This is a genomic window from Pseudoduganella sp. GCM10020061 (assembly GCF_042683405.1).
In the GTDB taxonomy this organism is placed as follows: domain Bacteria; phylum Pseudomonadota; class Gammaproteobacteria; order Burkholderiales; family Burkholderiaceae_D; genus Telluria.
In genome coordinates this window covers 270,540-293,878 of record NZ_JBHUJS010000003.1, presented here as the reverse complement: position 1 = coordinate 293,878, position 23,339 = coordinate 270,540, and the positions used below count along the sequence as shown (strand labels likewise).

The 23,339-nt window shown below is 65.4% G+C and carries 13 protein-coding genes; 4 read left to right on the top strand and 9 right to left on the bottom strand.

Annotation, left to right across the window (positions count from 1 at the left end; translation table 11 throughout):
- From ACFSQR_RS08755 to ACFSQR_RS08720, 8 genes are all read right to left on the bottom strand, one after another.
- Positions 1-1,042: alpha/beta hydrolase (locus ACFSQR_RS08755; protein WP_377729340.1), on the bottom strand; the 1,042-nt coding region annotated here is incomplete at its 3' end.
- A gap of 2 nt (positions 1,043-1,044) precedes the next feature.
- The gene (locus ACFSQR_RS08750; protein ID WP_377729339.1) at positions 1,045-3,945 is read right to left on the bottom strand and encodes an esterase; all 2,901 of its coding nucleotides are present in this window, start codon (positions 3,943-3,945) and stop codon (positions 1,045-1,047) included.
- The gene (locus ACFSQR_RS08745) at positions 3,942-6,236 is read right to left on the bottom strand and encodes an amylo-alpha-1,6-glucosidase (protein WP_377729338.1); all 2,295 of its coding nucleotides are present in this window, start codon (positions 6,234-6,236) and stop codon (positions 3,942-3,944) included. Before ACFSQR_RS08745 ends, ACFSQR_RS08750 begins: the two co-directional genes overlap by 4 nt.
- Entirely contained in the window at positions 6,236-8,077 is a 1,842-nt protein-coding gene (locus ACFSQR_RS08740; RefSeq protein ID WP_377729337.1) for a glycoside hydrolase family 13 protein, read from the bottom strand. Before ACFSQR_RS08740 ends, ACFSQR_RS08745 begins: the two co-directional genes overlap by 1 nt.
- 8 nt (positions 8,078-8,085) lie before the next feature.
- The gene (locus ACFSQR_RS08735) at positions 8,086-9,159 is read right to left on the bottom strand and encodes an ABC transporter ATP-binding protein (RefSeq protein WP_377729336.1); all 1,074 of its coding nucleotides are present in this window, start codon (positions 9,157-9,159) and stop codon (positions 8,086-8,088) included.
- A 2-nt stretch (positions 9,160-9,161) separates the two neighbouring features.
- Positions 9,162-10,013 carry a carbohydrate ABC transporter permease gene (locus ACFSQR_RS08730; RefSeq protein ID WP_377729335.1) on the bottom strand — a complete coding sequence of 284 codons (852 nt, stop codon included), beginning with the start codon at positions 10,011-10,013 and terminating at the stop codon, positions 9,162-9,164.
- Positions 10,003-10,887: a carbohydrate ABC transporter permease gene (locus tag ACFSQR_RS08725; protein ID WP_377729334.1), complete on the bottom strand. Its 885-nt coding sequence runs from the start codon at positions 10,885-10,887 to the stop codon at positions 10,003-10,005. The genes ACFSQR_RS08730 and ACFSQR_RS08725 overlap by 11 nt, the downstream gene beginning before the upstream one ends.
- Complete coding sequence (locus tag ACFSQR_RS08720) at positions 10,888-12,126, bottom strand: ABC transporter substrate-binding protein (RefSeq protein ID WP_377729333.1); 1,239 nt, start codon at positions 12,124-12,126, stop codon at positions 10,888-10,890.
- A 447-nt stretch (positions 12,127-12,573) separates the two neighbouring features.
- Between ACFSQR_RS08720 and ACFSQR_RS08715 the strand changes: the two genes are divergently transcribed.
- From ACFSQR_RS08715 to ACFSQR_RS08705, 3 genes are all read left to right on the top strand, one after another.
- Positions 12,574-15,486 (top strand): TonB-dependent receptor, encoded by a 2,913-nt coding sequence (locus tag ACFSQR_RS08715; protein ID WP_377729332.1) that lies wholly within the window; start codon positions 12,574-12,576, stop codon positions 15,484-15,486.
- Between the two features lie 85 nt (positions 15,487-15,571).
- Entirely contained in the window at positions 15,572-17,083 is a 1,512-nt protein-coding gene (locus ACFSQR_RS08710) for a tryptophan halogenase family protein (protein WP_377729331.1), read from the top strand.
- A 180-nt stretch (positions 17,084-17,263) separates the two neighbouring features.
- On the top strand, positions 17,264-19,429 hold the full coding sequence (locus ACFSQR_RS08705) for a DEAD/DEAH box helicase (protein ID WP_377729330.1): 2,166 nt from the start codon (positions 17,264-17,266) through the stop codon (positions 19,427-19,429).
- Positions 19,430-19,560: 131 nt separating this feature from the next.
- Here the strand turns inward: ACFSQR_RS08705 and ACFSQR_RS08700 are convergent, their stop codons facing one another.
- Positions 19,561-20,781 carry an MFS transporter gene (locus ACFSQR_RS08700; RefSeq protein ID WP_377729328.1) on the bottom strand — a complete coding sequence of 407 codons (1,221 nt, stop codon included), beginning with the start codon at positions 20,779-20,781 and terminating at the stop codon, positions 19,561-19,563.
- Between the two features lie 275 nt (positions 20,782-21,056).
- On the opposite strand from ACFSQR_RS08700, the gene ACFSQR_RS08695 reads away from it, so the two are divergent.
- The gene (locus ACFSQR_RS08695; RefSeq protein ID WP_377729326.1) at positions 21,057-23,339 is read left to right on the top strand and encodes a glycoside hydrolase family 31 protein; all 2,283 of its coding nucleotides are present in this window, start codon (positions 21,057-21,059) and stop codon (positions 23,337-23,339) included.

The window sequence follows — 23,339 nt, the reverse complement described above, 5'->3', positions numbered from 1 at the left end:
TCCAGGGGAAGAACCAGGTGAGGGGCTTTTCGACGCGCGCGGCCCACGATTTTTCGTTGTGGCTGCCGCCCTCGGCGGCGTGGAAGTAGAGGTCGACGTCGGGCGCATAGCCGGCGCTGACCATGGCGTCGCGCATGCGCTCGGTGTCGGCGAGGCCGTCGTCGCGCGTGCCGGCGTCGATGTAGAACTTGACCGGGACCCGCGGCGGCGTCTGCGTCAGCGCGCGCTCGTTCCACCAGAAGGAGCTGGAGACGCCGCCAGCCTTGGAGAAGACCTTGGGCTCGCGCTGGGCGATCCACACGGAGGCGATGCCGCCCAGCGAGGATCCCATGATGGCGGTGTGCTCGCGCGCCGGCAAGGTGCGGTAGCTGCGGTCGATGTGGGGCTTGACGGTGTCGACGATGAAGCGGCGGTACGCTTCCAGTCGTCCGCCGCCATACTTGGGGTCGCAGCATGGCGTGTATTCGGCGATGCGGTCCGGCGTGTTGTCGATGCCGACGACGATCACTTCGTTCATGCGGCCGGTGGCGATCAGGCGGTTCACCGTTTCGTCGATGCCCCACTCGGTGCCGTAGGCGGCGGTCTTGGCGTCGAACAGGTTCTGCCCGTCGTGCATGTACAGGACCGGGTAGCGCTTGCGCGTGTTCTCCTGGTAGCTCGGCGGCAGGTAGATGCGCAGCGAGCGCTTGTTCTTCAACTGCGGCGATTCGATGCCGTCGACGATTGCGACCTTGCCGAACGGGGCGCCGAAGAACGGGTAGATGTCGACGGTGCTCCCGGCCGCGAGCCGGTACACGCCTCCCGTCGATACCTTGTCGCCCAAAGCGGGCTTCATCTGGACGTCGCCCAGCGCGTCCGGCCAGGTGTAGGTCCAGACGCCGTCCACGCCGCGCTCCGCCGCGACGCCTTCCGACCACGTCATCGGCCCTTTGTCGCCGCGCACGGCCAGCGCCTGCTTGCCAGCGTCGTAGTGGATGCGCACGGTGGTCGCGTGCGCGCCGGCGGCAGCAAGCGCGAGCGCACACCAGGCAAATCGGATCATGTTCATCGTTGTCCCATGTCGGTGATGGCGCGCAGACGCACGCCGTGGATGTCGAATCTGTTCGAGGGCCCGGCCACGCCGCCGGCCGCGCTGAAGGTGCTGTTACTCTGAAGGTAGCTCATGTTGTAGAAGTCGCTCATCTCGATCCGGTATGGCTTGCCCGGCGCGAGCTTCACAATGAGCGGCGTCGAATACGCCCCTGGCTCGGCGCCGCGCGCGAGGCGGGTGTGCGGCAGCTGGACGACGCCTTGCGCGACCACGCGGCCGTGCGCGTCCTTCACCGCCAGCCATTTCACGCCGCCGCTGATGCCGAGGTTGATCTGGTTGGCGGCGTTATGGTAACGCAGCTGCACGGCGTAGGTGCCGGCTTCGGGCACGCCGACGCTGCGCACCGCGAAACGGTCGCGCGGCTCGCCCCAGCCCTTGATGCGTCCGGTGGCGGTGTCCACCGAGACGGTCGATTCGACGCGGCGGTCCGTGACAGGAATCTCGACCGATGCGCCCACACAGGCAGGCGCGCTGTGATGGCTCCGGTGGCCCGATGCGGTGTACTGCGCTTCGATGGCATAGCATGCCGCCGCGCCGCCGCTGCGGTCCAGCCAACTGCGCCCGCGCCCGCCCGCCGCTACCTGCCTGCCGTCGCGATAGATGTTCAGCACCGCGCCTGGCGCGACTGGCCCGGTGTCGATGCGTGTCACGCCCGTCTTCTCGCGCCTGGCTGCGGTGATGGCCGGTTCCGGCGGCGCGAACACGTCCGCCGATTCGGAATAGGGGTTGGCGTTGACCGGAGTGATGGCTTGCGCGCCCGGCGCGGTCCACCCGAGCGTGATGTCGATGCGGTTGTCCTGCGCGGCAAGCTGCTCCCAGCGGATGTCCTCGCCCACGTCCCGGCCGTTGAGCCGGATGCGCTCGACCGTGTGGTAGCCGTTGCCGCGCGCAGCGGCCGGCAGGTGGACCGTCACCGCGATGTCCTTCCCGCGCAGCGACAGGCCTTGCAGCTTGAGTACGCCGGTCTGGCCGAATGTCTCGCGGCGCAGGCGCGCAGTGATGAACGGGCGCACGCGAAGTCCCGTGTCGGACACGGTGACGCCGAATACGTTTTCGATCACCATGCCGAGATAGGCCCCCACGGACCAGAGCTGGCGCCGGGAGTTGATGACGGGGCCGATCAGGTCCGGATTCGCCTCGTCCAGCAGCAGCGACTGACCGCTCAGCCACTCGAGGTTTTCCATGTTCGAGATATTCAGCGCCGCGCCGCGCATCAGCGAGGCGTAGGCTGCGTCGGCGACGCTGACGTTGCGGTGCTGCGCCGCCGCCTTAAGCCCGTACGCGGTGACGAAGGGCCATATCGCGCGGTTGTGGTACACCGGCCGCCCCGGCTGCTGCGGATGGATGACCGGTGGCCCCATGGGCCCATGCGGATAGCGCGCCAGGATCGAGGCCGCCTGCGTGTCGCTGGCGATGCCGGTGACGATCGCCAGCGCCTGACCCAGCCAGTCGAACTTGTGCATCGGCGCGCCGTCCAGGTGCCCTGCCGCCAGGCTGCTGTACATGCCGGCATCCTTCAGCCAGAGCCTGTCATTGATGGCGCTGCGCAGGCTGGCGGCCCACGCAGCGTAGCGCTGCGCGCGCGGCCGGTCGCCCTGTTCCCGCGCCAGGCGAGCTGCGAGCGTGAGCGCCTTGTAGTGCGCTGCGTTGGTCGACAGGGACACCGAGGTGGCCATGCTGGACAGGTCGTCGACGATCCACGAGGCATACGACTGCTCGCGCCAGTCGAGGAATGACTGTTCGCCCGTGTACAGCCCGGTGCGCGGATCGAAGGCGGCGACGCGGTCGATCTCGATGGTGTTTGACAGCGCCTTCAGCGCGCGCGGCGCGAAGGCGGCCCGCTCCGCAGGCGGGAGCGAGCGCAGTGCGGCCTCGGCGCCGAATGCCCAGGTGACGCGGTCGGTCGAGACCGGCCAGCTGCCTCCGCTGCCGGTGTCCTGGATGACCTGGAAGCCATCTTCGCCGCCGGGCACGACATCCACTTTCGCGATCCCGGCGCGGTAGCCGGACAGCTTGAAGTCGAGCGAGTTGCGTACGCGCTGCGGATCGAGCATCGCGAGGCCGAGCGCCGCAGCGTAGGACAGGTCGCGCGTCCACACGTAGTGCCACTTCTCGCCGGTCTCGAAGCACTCGCAGTCGACAGGTGCGCCGCCGTTGTAGTTTCCGTCCACGATGCGGCTTACCGAATCCTGCTTCATCTCGGTGGCCGCGAGCGCGAACAGGGCGTCGAATGGCAGGCTGCCCGAACGCACGCGCGGCACGCCGGCAGGTTCGGTGTAGCGCGCGAACTGCGGCCCGGGGTCGCGCAACTGCGCGGTGGTGGAATGCACGTAGGTGCGCAGCGGCGCATCGTCCGCCGAGAACGCGGCCGTCTCGCGCTTGCCGTCCCAGGTCGGAAAGGCCAGCACGGCCTGCGGCCCGGATGCCGGATGCGGCGCCGCTTCGGTCACCCGCGCTGCCTCGATCCGCGTTACGCTCAGGACGGGCGCGCCCGCCCGGGATGCATCGATGGTGAACCGGTAGCGCGCAGACGTCTTGACGAAGAGGTAGTCCTCCGGTCCGGCGCTGGTGCTCATCGGGTAGGCGGAGCCCGGCGTGACGCGGACCGTCCTGGCCGGATCGATCACCCATTCGTCGCTCCAGTCGGCGCGGCCGATCTTGAACGGGTGGTTCCCCGGCGGGAGTTCGACTTCGACCTGGTAGATCCCGCCGCCCGCATGTACCAGCTTGTGGTCGATCCCCCAGCCGTTGAAGCCGCCCCGCACGTAAAAGTCGTGGACCAGCGGTCCCTGCGCGGAAGCGATCGACGAGGCGGCGGCCAGGGCGGCGAGCAGGAGGCGGATGCGCTTCTTCAACGGTATTCGCCCCGCTCGATGATGCCCTTCAGGACATCCTTCGATTTCAGCATCGGGAAGTCCTCCGGCTGGTAGCGTTTCGGCGTGACGAATTTGAGTTCGCCGATCGCTTTCGCGAACGATGGCTGGATCTCGGTCGCGCCGATCGCCTTGCCGTCGAGCGTGGCGCCGGCGTCGTTCAACGCCAGCCTGGCGGGGACGCCCGGCTTGAGCTCGAACGCGACCCGCATGCGGCTCTTGTCGCTCCTGAAGAAGCTGAATTCGACCTTGCGCGGCGTGGCGCCCGCCAGTGTCAGTGTCCATTGGCCGTCGGCGAACTGCGCTTCGACCCGTTCATCGGCGCCGAACGGCAGCACGGCGTATACGCTCTTCCATGCGGCCGGCAGCGCAGGCTCGAAGCGCAGCGTGTTGGCCAGCAGGTCCGGCCTGAAGCCCACGTAGTCCTGATAGGCGTTGCGCGCGAATTCCGCCACGCTCCACGACTGCGCAAAGGTGCCAGACGGCTTGAGGGGCGGCAGCGCGTCCACCAGTTCGCTCATCGTGCCCAGCGTGCCGGTCTCGAGGATCTGCTTGCCCAGGTTGGAGGTGAGCTTCCACGCGTGGTCCTGGTAGCCGAACTTGTTCAGCGCGGTGACCGTGAAGCCCGCGTTCCAGCCCCAGATGGTGCCGTTGTGGTACGACGCATCCTTGTGGTGGAAGTCCGGGTTCTCGTGGCGCGGATGGAAGTAGGTCTCTTCCTGCCCCAGCGAGGCGATGCCGTATTCGTAGAGCAGGCCGCTGGCGGCGTTGCGCGTCACCGCCGCCTGCACATCGAGCGGCACGAAGTCGTCGGACGGGATCGAGACCAGCATCAGCTGGTTGGGGCGCAGCTTGGTGTCGCGGCTGCCGTCCGGGCGGATGCGGTCGGCCATCGTCTTGCCATCCCAGAACAGCTCCAGGAAGCTGCGCTTGACCTTGCCCGCCATTGCGCTCCATTCCCTGGCGCGCGCCTCGTCCCCGGCCTGTGTTGCGAGGTAGGCGCCGGCGTTCAGGGCCTCGTACCACAGGGCCTGGATGTCCACGGCGCGGCTGCCGCGCGCCGACCACGGCTCCTTGTTGGCGATGCGCGCGTCCATCCAGGTGTCGGCGTCGTCGTGCGTCATCAGGCCCTGCTTGTCGATGAAGTTTTTCGCCACGCCCTCGAAGTAGGGCAGGGCCGTCTTGTACATTTGCGCGGCGAACGCCTTGTCGCCGGTGTAGCGGATGTACTCGATCGCCTCGCGCAACATCCACGGCGTGCCGTCCACCGTGTTGTAGATGATCGCCTCGGTGGCGGACACGCGGTTCGGCACGCGCCCGAAGTTCTTGTCCGCGCGGTCCAGGTTCTGGTAGCGCGGAAAATTGGCCAGCACGGCTTTGGCGTCGTTGAACTGGCCGGACACCAGCAGTGTTCCCGGCAGCGCGATGAAGGTGTCGCGGCCCCAGTTGTCCCGGAACCATGGCAGGCCCGCCCAGATGCCCTTGCCGAATTCTTCAACCACGAACATGCGCGCGGACGCCTTGGCCCAGTTCAGCGCCTTGTTGTACTGGCGGTCGCTGGTCTCGATGTAGCTCTTCGTCAGTTCGCGGTGCAGTTTGGCGCGCTCGGCGCCGATGGCGTCCACGGCGGCCAGCGCCACCGCCTGGCGCTGCGCCTGCGCGGCTGTCTCGCCGAAAGCGGCGATCACGGTGAACGAGGTGGTCTTCGCTTTCGGGCGCAGGAGCAGCGCTTCTTCCATCACGAATGGCTCGCGCGACGCCAGCGCCATATAGCCGCCGGGCAGCGCCACGGTCACCAGCTTGCCGTCCGCGCTGTTGCGGTCGACGCGCGCCAGTTTTTCCGCCTCGCCGGTCAGCGTGGGCTGCAGCGCCAGGCTGGCTTCGCGCGGGGCCGTGATTCGCATCGCGATCGCCCGGCTGCCCGACAGGACCGCCATTTCCTCGACTGCGCCATCGGGATAGGTGATGCGGTGCCCATACGGCAGGACTTCCTCGCGCGACCGGGTGCGGTCGTTGGCGTGGTCTCCCACGTAGGTGACGTAGTTCTTGAGCCAGGTGCCGGCCCGCGTCACGTAGCCCTGGCCCTTGTCGTACGACTGGGTGACGGCGTCGAAGTACCCGTCTACATTGTCGCCTACCACGTAGTGGCGTTCCTCGCCCGGCGCCACCGCGATCGCCATCTCATTGAAGAATGCGTCGGGCCCCGGTTTCTGGGCGGCCTGCGCCTGCATGATGGTGAGCGCGGCGCCGACCGCGAGGACGAGTTTTTTCATTACTTGTTTGGCTCCAGTTCGAGGATCAACGGGCTGCGGGGCGCCAGCGTGAGGGTGGACGACAGTTCGTGCACCTTGCCCGTGACGACATCGGTGCCGCGCGTGGCGCCGGCCAGCACTTCCGCAAAACGGGCGACCGGCAGCACGGCCGGTTTGTCGCCCTTGTTGAATGCTACCAGTACTTTCTTGCTGTCGTCGTAGCGGAAGTAGACGTAGGTGTCGCCCTCGGCGCCGAAGTGCATCATTTTGCCGCGGTGGATGACCGGCTGCGTGCGCCGCCAGTTGGCCAGCTTGCGCACGTATTCCTGGGCCGCTTTCTGGCGCTCGCTCAGTCCCGCACCGGTAAAGGCGCTGACCTTGTCGCCCGCCCAGCCGCCCGGGAAGTCGTGGCGGTAGCTGGCGTCGTCGCGTCCCTTGGTGGTGCTGGTCATCAGGATCTCGGTGCCGTAGTACAGCTGCGGAATGCGCGGCATGGTCATGATGTAGGCGATGGCGATCTGCCAGTAGCCGTAGTCTTCGCCGACCACGCTGTACAGGCGCGCGACGTCGTGGTTCCCTTCGAACAGGACCAGGTTGCCGGGGTTCGGATAGACGTAGTCCTGGGACAGGGTTTCGTACACGTCGCTGAACGCGCGCCAGGCGGGCGGCGCGGCCAGCGCGCTGCGCATCGCTTCGGCCATCGGGAAGTCCATCATGCTCGGGGTGTAGGTGCGGTAGCCATCGAAGTTCTGCTTCCCCGCCTGCCAGCGCGAGACGATGTTGGGCGACTTGTGCCATTCCTCGCCCACCATGTTAAAACGCGGGTACTCGGCCATGATGCGGCGGCCGTACTCGGTGAGGAAGGCGCCGTCCGAGTAGCCGTAGGTGTCGATGCGCAGTCCCGACAGGCCGGCGTACTCGATCCACCAGATGTTGTTCTGGATGAGGTAATTCGCCACCAGCGGGTTTTTCTGGTTCATGTCCGGCATCGACTTGCCGAACCAGCCATCGACGAAGTTGCGCTTGTCGGCTTCTGAGCCGTACGGATCCTGCACCGAGACGCGGTGATGCTCGGTTCCGACGAATTTGCCGTCGTAGCTCAGCCAGTCCTTCATCGGCAGGTCCTTCAGCCACCAGTGGTTCGATCCGATGTGCGACAGCACCACGTCCTGGATCATGCCGATCCCGCGCTCCTTGGCCGCGCGCACCAGCCGCACGTAGTCCTCGTTGCTGCCGTAGCGCGCGTCCACCTTGTAGTGGTCGGTTGCGGCGTAGCCGTGGTACGAGAAGCCCGGCATATTGTTCTCGACCACCGGCGTCGGCCACAGCTGGGTGAAGCCGAGGCGGGCGATGTAATCGAGGTTGGCGCCGATGCCGGCCAGGTCGCCGCCGTGCCGGCCGTAGCCCTCCTTGCGGTTGGCGCTGTCGGGCATGCCCTTGATGTTGTCGTTGGACGGATCGCCGTTGGCCCAGCGGTCCGGCATGACCTGGTAGATGGCGTCGCTGCTGTCGAAACCGCGCCGCTGCGCCGATCCGGGCGCGCGTTCCAGCAGGCTGTAGGTGTAGGTCACCGGCTTTGCCCCGCCGAAGCGGATATCGAACTTGCCGGGACGGGCATCGTCGCCGATCTCGAGGTCGATGAACAGGTAGTTCTTGTTCGGCACGCGCGTCACGCTGCGGATCGTCACGCCGGGGTAGGCGATGGCGGGGTCGGTCTGGCCGATGCCTTTGCCGTGTACCATCAGCTGCAGCCCCTTGTGCTTCATGCCGGTCCACCAGAACGGCGGCTCCATGTGCTCGACCTGCTGTGCGAAAGCGGCGCCGGAAATGCCCAGCAGGAGGATGGCGATGGTCTTCTTCATGTCGTTCCTTAACGGATGCGGAGTTCGGTGGCAGGGTCGAACAGCACGGCCCTGGAGAGGTCGAAGGCGAGCCGCAGCGGCTTGCCGGGGGCGGCCGCGGCGGCCGGATGAATGCGGCAGGTGACGCGCGCGCCATTCAAGGTGGTGACGGCCAGCGTGTCAGGGCCGGTGGGCTCGAGCAGTTCCAGCGTGGCGTCGACGCCGGGGCCGCCGCTGCGTGCGCTGGCCGCGTCGACAATATGCTCGGGGCGCAGGCCGAGCACCACTTCGCGCGGGGTGTCCATCGTCAGCGGCAGCAGGGTCACGCTTCCGCCATGCTCGAGAGCGAATCCGTCCGGGCCGATCTGGCCACGGATGAAATTCATCGACGGCGAGCCGATGAAGCCGGCCACGAACATGTTCTGCGGCTCGTCGTACACCTGGCGCGGCGTGCCGAACTGCTGCACCACGCCGTCCTTCATGACGGCGATGCGGTCGCCCAGCGTCATCGCCTCGACCTGGTCGTGGGTCACGTAGACCGTGGTGGTGCCGAGGCGCTGGTGCAGCAGCTTGATCTCCGCGCGCATCTCCACGCGCAGCTTGGCGTCCAGGTTGGACAGCGGTTCGTCGAACAGGAACAGCTGCGGGCTGCGCGCGATGGCGCGTCCCATCGCCACGCGCTGGCGCTGGCCGCCCGACAGCATGGCGGGCTTGCGGTCGAGCAGGTGAGTCAGCTGCAGCGTCTCGGCCACGCGCGCCACGATCTCCTGCTGCTCTGCCTTCGGCACCTTGCGGATGCCGAGTCCGAACGCGATGTTCTCGCGCACCGTCATGGTCGGGTACAGGGCGTATGACTGGAACACCATGGCGATGTCGCGCGCCTTCGGCGGCAGGTCGTTGACGACCTTGCCGCCGATCGCGATTTCGCCGCTGGTCACCTCTTCCAGGCCCGCGATCATGTTCAGCAGTGTGGATTTGCCGCAGCCGGAGCCGCCGACCAGGATCAGGAATTCGCCATCCGCGACCTCGATGTCGATGCCCTTGAGGACTTCCGCGCCGTTGGGGTAGGCCTTGCGCACGTTGCGGATCGATAGGTTCGCCATTGTTATCCCTTGACTGCGCCGGCCGTCAGGCCGCGCACGAAGTATTTGCCCGCCACCAGGTAGAGCGCCAGCGTGGGCAGGGCGGCAATTATCGCCGCAGCCATGTCCACGTTGTATTCCTTGACGCCGGTGGAGGTGTTGACCAGGTTGTTGAGCGCCACCGTGACCGGCTGCGCGTCGGCGCCGCCGAACACCACGCCGAACAGGAAGTCGTTCCAGATCTGCGTGAACTGCCAGATGAAGCAGACCATGAAGATCGGCAGCGACAGCGGCAGCACGATGCGGCGGTAGATGGTGCAGAAGCCTGCGCCGTCGATGCGGGCCGCCTTCACCAGCTCTTCCGGCACGGTCACGTAGAAATTGCGGAAGAAGAGGGTGGTGAACGCCAGGCCATACACCACGTGCACTAGCACCAGCCCGGTGGTGGTGTTGGCCAGCCCGGTCATGCCGAGCAGCCGCGCCATCGGCAGGATCACGGCCTGGAACGGGATGAAGCAGCCGACCATCAGCGCGGTAAACAGCACTTCGGAGCCGCGGAAGCGCCATTGCGCCAGCACATAGCCGTTCAGGGAACCGATGAAAGTGGAGATGAGGACGGCCGGCACCGTCATCGCCAGCGAATTGCGGAAGTATGGCGCGAGGCCCTCGCAGTTCCCGCCGGTGCAGGCGCCGGACCATGCCTTGGCCCATGCGCCGAACTCCGGCGACACGGGCAGCGCGAGCAGGTTCCCGTCGCGGATCTCGTCCACGCCCTTGAGCGAGGTGGATACCATCACGTACAGCGGGAACAGGTAGTACAGCGCGCACAGGACAAGCAGCGCATAGATGGCGTAGCGCCCCAGCTTAATGCCCACGTCGCGTTCCTTTCGTCTCCATGTACATCATCGGGACCAGCACCGCGAGCACGGTGGCTAGCATCATCATGGCCGACGCGGCGCCCACGCCCAGCTGGCCGCGCGTGAACGAATACTGGTACATGAAGACCGCCGGGACGGTGGACGCGGTGCCCGGGCCGCCGCCGGTGAGCGCCATGACGAGGTCGAAGCTCTTGATGGCGATGTGCGCCAGGATCAGGAACACGCTGAAGAACACCGGCCGCAGCGACGGGATGACGATGCGCCGGTAGATCGCCGGCAGGCTGGCGCCGTCCACCTGGGCGGCCTTGATGATGCTGTCGTCGATGCCGCGCAGCCCGGCCAGGAACAGCGCCATCACGAAGCCGGACGACTGCCATACGCCGGCGACGACCACCGTGTAGATCGCCATGTCGGGGTCGACCAGCCAGTCGAAGGTAAAGTCCGCGAAGCCCCACTGCCGCACGGCGTTCTCCAGCCCCAGCTCGGGGTTGAGGATCCACTTCCAGGCGGCGCCGGTGACGATGAAGGACAGGGCCATCGGATACAGGTAGACCGCGCGCAGCGCGCCCTCGGCGCGGATGCGCTGGTCCAGCAGCACCGCCAGCGCCAGGCCGATGGCCAGGCTGATCGCGATGAACAGCGCGCCGAACACGCCCAGGTTATAGGCGGCGGTCCACCAGCGGTCCAGTTCGAACAAGGCGGTGTAGTTGACCAGTCCTGCGTACTCGAAGCGCGGCATCATGCGGCTTGGCGTGAGCGACAGGTAGCCGGTCAGCGCGATGAAGCCGTACACGAACACCGCCGATGCCGCCAGCGTGGGCGAGAGCACCAGCCGCGGCAGCCAGCGGTCGGCGAAGCGGGACGCCTGCATCTAGCGGGTCTTGGCAGCTTTGGCCAGCGCCGCCGCCGCGTCCTTCGATGCCATCTTCGAATTCATGAAGCGCGCGATCACGTCCATCATCGCGCCTTGCGCTGCCGGCGCGACGGCCATGTTGTGCGCCATGCTCGGCACGAAGGCGCCGCGCTTGCCGCTGGCGGTCATGTCGTCCATCGACTTGATCGCGCAGGCGTCGAAGCGCGTGCGCGGCACGCCCGCGCGCACCGGAATCGATCCCTTGTTCAGGTTGAAGCTTTCCTGGAACGCCGGGCTCATGATCGCGCTCGCCAACGCCTGCTGGGCCTTGGGCTGGTCCGACTTGCCGGTCTCGAACATCAGCATGGAATCGATGTTGTAGGTGAAGGCATTCGCGGTGCCCGGCGCCGGGACGCACAGGAAGTCCACGCCCGGCTTGCGGCCCGCCGCGGTGAATTCGCCCTTGGCCCAATCGCCCATGAACTGCATGCCGGCCTTGCCGTTGATGACCATCGCGGTGGCGAGGTTCCAGTCGCGGCCTGCCGCGCCGCGGTCGATATAGGTCTTGATGCGGGCGAGCGTATCGAACGTTTTCACCATGGTCGGCGAGGTGAGGGTGGCCTGGTCCAGCTGCACCAGGGCTTTGCGGTAGAACTCCGGCCCGCCGACGCCCAGCGCCACCGATTCGAACAGGGTGGCGTCCTGCCATGGCTGGCCGCCGTGCGCGACCGCGACCAGACCGGCGGCCTTGATCTTGTCGGCGGCGGCGAAGAATTCGTCGAACGTCGCGGGCGCGGTGGCGCCGGCCTTCTTCAGCACTGCCGGGTTCACCCACAGCCAGTTCACGCGGTGCACATTGACCGGCGCGGCGACGTAGCGGCCCTTGTATTTCATGATGGCGGCGACGGCCGGCGGCAGCAGCGCGTCCCATTTTTCCGCGCGCGCCACCGCGTCGATACTGGCCAGCACGCCTTCGTCGCCCCATTCCTGGATCGCAGGGCCCTTGACCTGCGCAGCGGACGGCGGGCTGCCGGACATGACCCGCGCCTTCAGCGCGGTGGCCGCATTGTCGCCCGCACCGCCGGCGACGGCGAAGTCCTTCCAGCCGATGCCGCGCGCCGCCAGCGCCTTTTTCAGTTCCGCGGCCGAGCGTGCCTCGCCGCCGGACGTCCAGTAGTGCAGGACTTCCACATCGGCTGCGTGGGATGGCGCCATGCAGGCAAATGCGGCAAGGGCCGCGGCAAGGGTTCTCTTCATGATGGTTATCTCCGTAGTTCCACTACAGCCTCGTTCGGGCTCATACGATGAGAATACCGCGAATGATCTGCTGACTCAACGACAATTGTTGCTAGTTTTGGTACAAAAAGTGGTCCGGTCGCCCCGCCCCGTCCGGTATGGGGAGCCGCGGGTGCACGAACGCACCAAATGCGGGAATTCATGAGAATCGGAAAGAAATGTAGTCGTACTACAGCCCTGTACCGACGAGCTTGTAGCCGAAATACAACGCACTATGAGAGTGCGCCTCAGAGAGGGCGGATTAGCAACGCCCGAAGTAGTGGTATTGAAGTTCCGTTGACAGTCGATCTAGTTTTAGTACAGAATCCTCGATGAGAACGTCTAGTCACGTTTGCTTTTCGGGTCCCGGTAGTGTCGCGTGTGCTTGCGGCGGGATTAAATTGTGGTACTGAGAGAATGAGGGGATACATGAAGAATTTCGCTAAAAAAAGCGAGACGAGCACTGCATCGCGCCGGGCATTCGCGCTGAATCCGGTTGCTGCCGGATGCGCACTGCTGCTGTCGGCACTTGGCGGTAACGTCTACGCACAGGATGCTGCCCAGCCAGCACCGCAAACCCAGGAAGCGCAAGCACCAGCACCGCAGGAGACTGCAGCTGCAGCTACCGAGCAGGCGCCTGCGGCAAGCCAGCCATCGACCGTGGTCGTCACCGGTATCCGCCGCGGTATCGAAGCGGCGATCTCGATCAAGAAGAATTCCACCTCCATCGTCGAAGCCATCTCGGCCGAAGACATCGGCAAGCTGCCGGACCAGTCGGTCGCCGAGTCGATCTCGCGCCTGCCTGGCGTGACCGTCCAGCGCGGCCGCAGCTCCGGCAAAGCGTCCGAAGTATCGGTGCGCGGCCTGTCGCCAAGCTTCAACGGCACCCTGCTGAACGGTCGCGAGACGGCATCGACCGGCAACGCACGTTCGCCTGAATTCGACCTGTTCCCGTCCGAGCTGATGGGCTCCGTGGTGATCTACAAGACCCCGGACGCATCGGTTGTCGGCCAGGGCCTGGCTGCGACCATCGACCTGCGCACCGTGCAGCCGCTGGACTTTGCCAAGCGCACCATCGCAGTCAACTACAAGAAGAGCCGCCTCGGCGTGAAGCAGGCAGCCGGCCTGCCGGAAGGCGACGGCGACCGCTACTCGCTGTCCTACGTCGACCAGTTCGCGAACCGCACCATCGGTGTGGCAATCGGCCTGACCCGCTACGAAGAAATGGGCGGCGGCCAGTCCAAGTTCAACTCGTGGGGCGGCTGGGCTGCCGACTTCGACGATCCGCGCTCGAGCGATCCGAATGTCAAGGTCAAGACGCCGGGCGGCTTCGGCTTCGACACCGAGCAGGGCTTCCACAACCGTGACGGCGCCTTCGCTTCGCTGCAGTTCCGTCCAAACCGCAACTTCAAGTCCACCCTCGACCTGTTCTACTCCGCCGGCGACACCGGCCTGAAGAAAACCGGTATCGAAGCGGCTGTCGGCGGCAACAGCGCCGGCAACTACGATCCGGCCGGTGAGCTGATCAATGCCACCTACGCGGGCAATGTAGCGACCAGCGGCACCATCACCAACTGGACCGCGGTGGTGCGTAACCACATGGAAGCGGCGGAAGACGATTTCAAGACCATCGGCTGGAACAACGAGCTGAAGATCGGCGATTGGACCACCGCTGCGGACCTGACGTATTCGAAGGCGACCAAGCTGGCTTCGCGCTACGAGACCTATGCAGGCGTGCCTGGCAATGCGGCCAAGGACACCATCACCTACAGCGGCTTTGATGGCGCCAACTTCGCTGACGTGAAGTACACCTCCGGCCTGAACTACGCCGATCGTAACGTGGCCAAGCTGACCGACGTGATGGGCTGGTCCGGCGGCACCAGCTCGCCGCAGGCAGGCTACCTGGCCAAGCCGGAAATCCGGGACGAGGTCAAGTCCGTCCGCCTGACCGCGAAGAAGGATGTCCAGTGGGGCCCGGTCGTGGCAAGCACCTACGGCTTCAACTACACCGCGCGCGACAAGGCGCGCACCGGCGACGAAGGCCGCCTGATGATCAAGGGCGGCGACCCTTACGGTGCAGTCACGATGCCAGGCAGCGAAACCATGCGCGCGGGTAACTCGCCGTTCGTGGTGGCTTCCTGGGATCCGCGCGGTTCGCTCGGCACCATCTATGAGCTGGCCAACAAGGTTGACGCAGACATCTTCAACAAGTTCTGGGACGTGGAAGAGCGCGTCTCGACCGGTTACTTCATGGGTGACCTGGATGGCGAGATGTTCGGCCTGTCGTACCGCGGTAACGTCGGCGTACAAGTCGTTCACACCGACCAGACAGGCGGCGGCTACACCGTGGACCGCAGCCGCTGCACCGGCAACACCGCAGCGACCTGCCCGGCGCTGCGCGTCGAAGAAGGCGACAAGTACTGGGACGTGCTGCCTAGCCTGAACATGTCGTTCGACCTGAAGAACGACCAGGTCCTGCGCCTCGGCCTGGCCAAGGTCCTGTCGCGCGCAAACCTCGATGATATGCGCGGCGGCCTGAACTTCTCGACCGTGTCCACCGGCGAGTTCGAGCTCCTTGGCGGCACCGGCGGCAACCCGCACCTGAAGCCGTTCCGTGCCAAGGCATTCGATCTGTCGTACGAAAAGTACTTCGGCAACAAGGGCTATGTGAGCGTGGCAGGCTTCTACAAGCACCTGGACACCTACATCTACCGCTCGCCGCAGGCGTTCGACTTCGCGCCGTACGTGACCCCGACTACGGTCCTGCCGGATGACGGCGGTCCGTTCGACGGCTCGACCCAGGGTCTGCTGACCGTGCCGCGCAATGGTAATGGCGGCAAGCTGTACGGCATCGAACTGGCGGTCAACGTGCCGTTCTCGATGCTTACCCCGATGCTGGACGGCTTCGGCGTGATGGTGAACCACTCGGATACCCGCAGCGGCATCGAACTGCCGGAAATCGGTTTTGCAAACGTGGAAGCCGGTGATAAGGTCAGCATCCCGCTGCCGGGCCTGTCGCGCAAGGTGACCAACATGCGCCTGTACTACGAAGCGCATGGTTTCCAGATCGCGGCAGCGGCGCGCAAGCGTTCCGACTTCCTCGGCACCGTGTCGGACTACCAGGACAACCAGCAGCTCATCTTCATCAAAGGCGAGACCATCGTTGACCTGCAGGCGTCGTACGAGTTCCAGCGCGGCTGGCTGAAGGGCCTGTCGGTGTTTGCGCAGGCGCAGAACTGGAACAATGCACCGTTCCAGGAATACACCGTCGACCGTAACAAGGTCACCAACCGCGTCGACTACGGCCGCACCTACCACTTCGGCGCGAACTACAAGTTCTAAACCGAAGAGAAACGCGGTACAGTAACAACCCCTGCCGGCTCGCGCCCCAGGGGTTGTTTTTTTATCTGACACGACAAGGCAGCACATGCAGAACCCGATCAAGAACATCGTCATCGTGGGCGGCGGCACCGCCGGCTGGATGACCGCCACCGCGCTGTCGACCATCATGGACGGCCGCCACTACAACATCCAGCTGGTGGAGTCCGATGAAATCGGCATCGTGGGCGTAGGCGAGGCGACCATCCCGATGATCCAGCGCTTCAACCAGGTGGTCGGCATCGACGAAAACGAATTCATGCGCGAGACGAACGGCACGTTCAAGCTCGGCGTGGAATTCGTCAACTGGGGCAAGCGCGGCGACCGCTACATGCACGGCTTCGGCCGGCTGGGCCAGGACCTCGCGACCGTCAACTTCGACCAGTACTGGCAGAAGATGCGCAAGCTGGGCAAGGCCGCGCCGCTGGAGGAGTACTCGATCACGCGCATGGCTGCGAAACATAACAAGTTCATGCCCGCCACGCGCGAGCATGGCAACTCGCCGCTGGCCGACATCGTCTACGCCTACCAGTTCGACGCGTCGATGTACGCGCGCTACCTGCGCAAGCTGTCCGAGAAGCGCGGCGTCAAGCGCATCGAAGGCATGATCAATGAGGTCAAGCAGCGCGCCACCGACGGCTTCATCGAGGCGGTGGTGCTCAAGGATGGCACCCGGGTCGAAGGCGACCTGTTCATCGACTGCTCGGGCTTCCGCGGCCTGCTGATCGAACAGACCCTCAAGACCGGCTACGAGGACTGGACCCACTGGCTGCCGTGCGACCGCGCGCTGGCCGTGCCGTGCGATTCCGTCGACGACATCACCCCATACACCCGCGCCACCGCGCACAACGCCGGCTGGCAGTGGCGCATCCCGCTGCAGCACCGCATCGGCAACGGCCACGTGTTCTGCAGCTCCTTCATCAGCGAGGACGAAGCGGCCAACGTGCTGCTGTCGAACCTGGACGGCAAGGCGCAGGCCGAGCCGCGCCTGATCCGCTTCCAGACCGGCATGCGCAAGCAGTGCTGGAACCGCAACGTGGTTGCCATCGGCCTGGCCAGCGGCTTCCTGGAGCCGATCGAATCTACCAGTATCCACCTGATCCAGTCGACCATCTCGCGGCTGGTCGACTTCTTCCCGGACAGCGGCTTCAATCCGGTGGAGATCGCGGAGTTCAACCGCCAGTCGCGCTTCGAGTACGAGCGCATCCGCGACTTCATCATCCTGCACTACAAGCTGAACCAGCGCGACGACTCCGAGTTCTGGAAAGCCTGCGCCAACATGGCCATCCCCGACACGCTGCAGCACAAGATGGACCTGTACAAGGCGCGCGGGCGCGTGGTGCGCGTCGATAACGAGCTGTTCTCCGAAGTGGGCTGGGTACAGGTATTCGAAGGGCAGAACATGCCGGTCGACGCCTACAACCCGCTGGTGGACCTGCAGTCCGAGGCCGACATCCACGAGTATCTGGAGAGCGTGCGCGACGTGATCCGCAAGTGCGTCGACGTCATGCCGAAGCACACCGCCTACCTCGACCGCTTCTGCAACTACCGCAACAAGTAGTATAGGAAGGGTACTGTCCCCGCACGGGGACCGTCCCCCGATCTTCACTTGCATTGCCCCAACGCATGCCAAAGATCCGGGGACCGTCCCCTGCGGAGGCGGTCCCCCCGTTAAAGTAAGTACGACGCGATTGCGCGGCAGAGAGTAAACTGTCGCTTTATTACGATTCGCGAGTACTCCATGTCCCAGCCCACCTTTGCCGACCTCCAGCTTTCCGCGCCCATCCTGAAAGCGCTGAAGGACGTCGGCTACGAAGTCCCGTCGCCGATCCAGGCGCAGACCATCCCGCTGTTGCTGGAGCACCGCGACGTGCTGGGCCAGGCCCAGACCGGCACCGGCAAGACCGCCGCGTTCGCGCTGCCGATCCTGTCGCGCATCGACATCAAGCAGCATTCGCCGCAAGCGCTGGTGCTGGCGCCGACCCGCGAGCTGGCGATCCAGGTGGCCGAGGCCTTCCAGTCCTACGCCGCCCACATCCCCAAGTTCCACGTGCTGCCGATCTACGGCGGCCAGGCCTACGGCACCCAGCTGTCGGCATTGCGCCGCGGCGTCCACGTCGTCGTCGGCACGCCCGGCCGCGTGATCGACCATATCGAAAAAGGCTCGCTCGACCTCTCCCAGATCAAGTACCTGGTGCTGGACGAGGCCGACGAGATGCTGCGCATGGGCTTCATCGAGGACGTCGAAACGATCCTGCAGCGCACCCCGGAATCGCGCCAGACCGCGCTGTTCTCGGCCACCATGCCCGCGCCGATCAAGCGCATCGCCAAGACCTACCTGAACGAACCGGCCGAGATCACCGTCGCGGCCAAGACCGGCACCGCCGAGAACATCCGCCAGCGCTTCTGGATGGTGAGCGGCATGCAGAAGCTGGACGCGCTGACCCGCATCCTCGAGGCCGAGCCGTTCGACGGCATGATCATCTTCGCGCGCACCAAGCTGGGCACCGAGGAACTGGCCACCAAGCTGCAGGCGCGCGGCTTTGCCGCCGCAGCGATCAACGGTGACCTGGCGCAGGCGCAGCGCGAACGCACCATCGGCCAGCTCAAGGACGGCAAGATCGACATCCTGGTCGCTACCGACGTCGCCGCGCGCGGCCTGGACGTGGAGCGCATCAGCCACGTGGTCAACTACGACGTGCCGTCGGACCCGGAGAGCTACACCCACCGCATCGGCCGTACGGGCCGCGCGGGACGCAGCGGCGAGGCGATCCTGTTCATCACCCCGCGCGAGCAGGGCCTGCTGAAAGCGATCGAGCGCGCCACGCGCCAGCCGGTGTCGCCAATGGCGCTGCCGACCGTGAAGGCGATTAACGAAGTGCGCATGGCCAAGTTCAAGGACCAGATCAGCGCGACGCTGGCCGAGGGCGGCCTGGACGTCTTCCGCGGCATTATCGAAGACTACGAGCGCGAACAGAACGTGCCGGCGATCGAGATCGCCGCGGCGCTGGCCAAGCTCTCGCGCGGCGGCGAACCGCTGCTGATTGAAAAGCCGGACCGCTCGGCCAAGGCCCCTGCGGCTTTCGAAGAGCGTCCAGCGCGTCCGCAGCGCGAGTGGGAAGAACCTGCCGCGCCGCGCATGCGCAAGGAACGCATCGAGCGCGAGCCGGAACCTGGCATGGCGACCTGGCGCATTGAAGTCGGCCACTTCCACGGCGTCAAGCCGGGTAACATCGTCGGCGCCATCGCCAACGAAGCCGGTGTCGACGCCAAGAAAATCGGCCGCATTGAAATCTACGACGATTTCTCCACGCTGGACATGCCTGCCGACCTGTCGCGCGACGTGATCGAAAAACTGCAGGGCGTGCGCGTCGCGGGCCAGAACCTGCGCATCCGCCGCGACGGCGAACAAGCGCCGCAGCAGGCCGCGCCCGCGAAATCGAAAGCGCCGTCGAAGCCGCGTGAAGGCGACTCGCCGATGCAGCTCGAGAAGTTCACGCGTCCGCTGCCGGAAGACGAAGCGCCACGCAAGAAGAAGGGCAAGGAAGAATTCCCGATGGAGCCGTACCGCATCGAGGTGGGCAACGCGCACGGCGCCAAGCCTGCCAACATCGTCGGCGCCATCGCCAACGAAGCGGGGCTGGAAGCCAAATTCATCGGCCGCATCGAGATCAACGAAGACCACAGCATCATCGACCTCCCGGCCGGCATGCCGAAAGAGGTGATGGAGCACCTGAAAACGGTGTGGGTGGCTGGCCAGCAGCTCAAGATCTCGCGTTCAGGCGAATCGCCGAAGGAGAGCAGCGGTAGCGCCAAGCCGATGTTCGGCGAACGCAAGGCCGGCGCAGCGCGCCGCGTCGCCGGCAAGGACGCCGGCTCCGCTCCACCAAAAAAGCGCAAGCAATAAGGGACGGGGGACTCCCGCCACCTCGTCGCACCCGCGAAACGGGGACGGCGGGGAGTGGCGGAATCGCCTAAAACATGGCGGATTCCGCCAATTTCGCCCCGCGGGTTACATAGCCGGGGCGGTCCCCTGCGTCAGCGCTTCTCGCGGACCAGGGTCCAGAGCACGGCGGAAATGGCCAGGCAGCTTCCGCAGATGACGAACAGGATGCTCTTGTCGACCGCGTCCTTGAGCACATAGCCAACGCCGGTGGTCATCAGCTGCGGCAGCACGACCGACAGGTTGAAGATCCCCATGAAGAAGCCCATGCGGCTCTTGTCCACTTTTTCGCTCATGATCGCGAACGGCAGGCTGACAACGGCGCTCCAGCCGATGCCGACCACCGCCATCAGCACGTACAGCGCCATCGGCGTGCGCGCCCAGAACGCAATCATGAAGTAGCCCGCCGCCATGATGGCGATGCACAGCATCTGCGTCTTGACGCGGCCGATGCGCTCCGATACCGGCTCCAGCACCAGCGCCGGCAGCAGGAAGCCGACGGTGTTCATGACCGCGAACGCAATTGCGATCACATGTCCCGATTCGTCCGCCGCGCCCGCGCCCTGCGTCACGATGTGCTGCGAAATGAACGCGATGATAAAGACGAACATCGACTGCACGCCCAGCCACGAGAACCCGTGCGCAAAGTAGATGCGCCACAGCTGGCCCCATTCCGTCGTCGTCGCCGCTTCCGCCTCCGCCCGCACTTCCAGGTCGCGTTCTTCGGTGACGAAGAACATCGGCACCACCGAGAACAGGAAGACGATCACCACGCCGATCGAGATCAGCACGTAGTTGCCCGCGAATGCGCCGATCAGGTACGCCATCACGCCCCAGAAGCCGGAGATGGTCTGCATCCAGGTGTAGCCCTTGGTGCGCGGGATGCCATCGGGCGTCACGTCCGCGATGATCGAGCGGGTAGGGTTGAAGCTGATATTGATCGACAGGTCCAGCGTGAGCGCGACGATGACCGCGACGATCACCAGGTCCGCGACGCCGAGCGCCTCGCCCACCACGTCGATACGGGGCAGCAGGAACAGGGACAGGGCCGCGAGCGTCCCGCCGATCAGCACGAACGGCCGCCGGCGCCCGCCCCAGAACCACACCTTGTCGCTGATGAGGCCAATGATGACCTGTCCGAGAATGCCGGCCAGCGGCCCCGCCGCCCAGACGATGCCGATCTCGTGGATGTCGAGGTTGAAGCGCGTCGTGAGCAGCCAGCTGAGCGCCGAGATCTGGATCGACAGCGCAAATCCCATCGCCGTCGCCGGCAGGCTGATGATCGCGTAAAAGGTATTGGTCAGGCGCTTCTGCATGTCCCGCATTTTTGTCCCCGGTAATTATTATGTGTGCCCGACGCTGTTATTTGACTACAAATGGCGTAGCGAGCCGGTCGATTCTACTATGGCGATGCCTGAATTGACACGTATAAACTGCCGTGTTATTTTGCTACAACTCCACTTCCGCCCAACCCATGAAAGTCGCACTTACCCTTGTCCTGGCTGTCGCCATGGCGTCTGCGGCTTGGGCGTCTCCCGTGCTTCCTGTTGGCAATGTAACTGCTGTCGAGCCTGGTACGCAATCGGTGCGCATGCGCACGCAGAACGCCGAAGTGGAACTGACCGCGTATTCGCCGTCCGTCGTGCGCGTCCGGATCGCGAAGGGCGCGCTCGGCCGCGACTTCAGCTACGCCGTCACCGGCAAGCCGCAAGTGGTGGCGGCGACCATCACGCAGGACGCGACGCAGCTGACGCTGTCGACCGGGCTGGTGACCGCGCGCGTCAGCAAGCAGCCGTTCGCCATCACGTTCACCACCATCGACGGCAAGGTGATCAACCAGGACGAGCCGGGACTGGGCACCAGCTGGATCGGGGAAGAAGTCACTACCTACAAGAAGCTGCAGGCGGGCGAACGCTTCATCGGCCTGGGCGAAAAAGGCGGTAACCTGGACCGCCGCGGCAGCGCCTACACCAACTGGAACACCGACGCCTACGCGTACACCAAGAGCACTGACCCGCTGTACGCGTCGATCCCGTTCTACATCGGGGTGCACAATGGCCTGAGCTACGGCATCTTCTTCGACAACAGCTACCGCACTGATTTCAATTTCGGGGCCAGCAACGACCGCTTCTCGTCCTTTGGCGCGCAGGGCGGCGAGATGGACTACTACTTCATCCACCATCCGCAGACCGCCGGCATCGTGCGCGAGTACACCGCGCTGACCGGCCGCATGCCGCTGCCGCCGCTGTGGAGCCTGGGCTACCAGCAGAACCGCTACAGCTACTACCCCGAGGCGGAAGTGATGCGGATCGCCCAGACCCTGCGCGAAAAGAAGATCCCGGCCGACGGCATCACGCTCGACGTGCACTACATGGACGCCTACAAGCTGTTCACGTGGGACAAATCGCGCTTCCCCGACCCGTCCGCGATGACCAGGCGGCTGGCCGCGATGGGCTTCAGGACCACCGTCATCGTCGACCCGGGCATCAAGATCGAAAAAGGCTACGGCGCCTACGAGCGCGGGCTGAAGGACGACATCTTCCTCAAGTACGCCGATGGCAGCAACTACAGCGGCGAAGTGTGGCCGGGCTGGTGCCACTTCCCGGACTTTACGGCCGAAGCGGGGCGCGCCTGGTGGCGCAAGGAAGTGCGCACCTTCGCCGATGCGGGCGTGGCCGGCCTGTGGAACGACATGAACGAGATTTCCACCTGGGGCCAGGCGATGCCGAACAACGTGCTGTTCGGCTTCGACGGCGCGGCAACCACGCACAAGGAAGGCCGCAACGTCTACGCGCTGCAAATGACGCGCGCCAGCTACGAGGGCATGAAGCAGGCCACCGGCAAGCGCCCGTTCATGCTGACGCGCGCCGGTTTCGCCGGCCTGCAGCGCTACACCGCCATCTGGACCGGCGATAACACCGCGACCGAAGAGCACATGCTGCTCGGCGTGCGCCTGCTGAACAGCCTGGGCGTGTCCGGCGTGCCGTTCGCCGGGATGGATGTCGGCGGGTTCTCCGGCTCGCCCACCGCGTCGCTGTACGCGCGCTGGATGGCGCTCGGCGCCTTCACCCCATATTTCCGCAACCACGCGGAATTCGGCACGCGCTCCAGCGAGCCGTGGACCTACGGCGACCAGGTGCTCGACATCTCGCGCAAGTACATCGGCCTGCGCTACCGCCTGATGCCCTACCTGTACTCGGCCTTCCACGACGCGTCCGCAACGGGCGAACCCGTCATGCGCACGCTCGCCATCGACTACACGCACGACCCCAGGGTGTACCTGTCGGCCTTCCAGCACCAGTACCTGTTCGGCAAGGCCTTCCTGGTCGCGCCGTTCGAGAGCACCAAGGAGTACGGCAAAGTGTACTTCCCGCCCGGGAAGTGGTACGACCTGCACACGGACGAAGTGGACGAGGGCGGCCGCGAACGCGTGGTGCCGCTGTCGCTGCCCGTGCTGCCGGTATGGGTGAAGGAGGGCAGCATCGTGCCGATGCAGTCGCTGGTGCAGTCCACGTCCGAAAAGCCGGACGGCACCCTGTCGCTTCACATCTGGAAAGGCGAGGGGAACAGCTCGGCCACGTATTACGAAGACGACGGCGAAAGCTACGCTTACGAAAAAGGCGGCTACTACCGGCGCATGATCGGGTACGATGGCGCAGCCCGCCGGATCACCGTTGGCGCGGCGGCAGGATCGCTGGCGTCGAAGTTCGGCAAGCTCGAACTGGTGCTGCACGGCTTCGGCGACCAAAAGACGGTGACCGTCAACGGCACGCAGGTGGCGCTGGCGAGAGGCACCACGGAATTCTCCGGCACGGCCGGCGTTTTAAAAGCAGTTATCAACAACGAACGCGGCGAGATCGCGATCGCATACTAA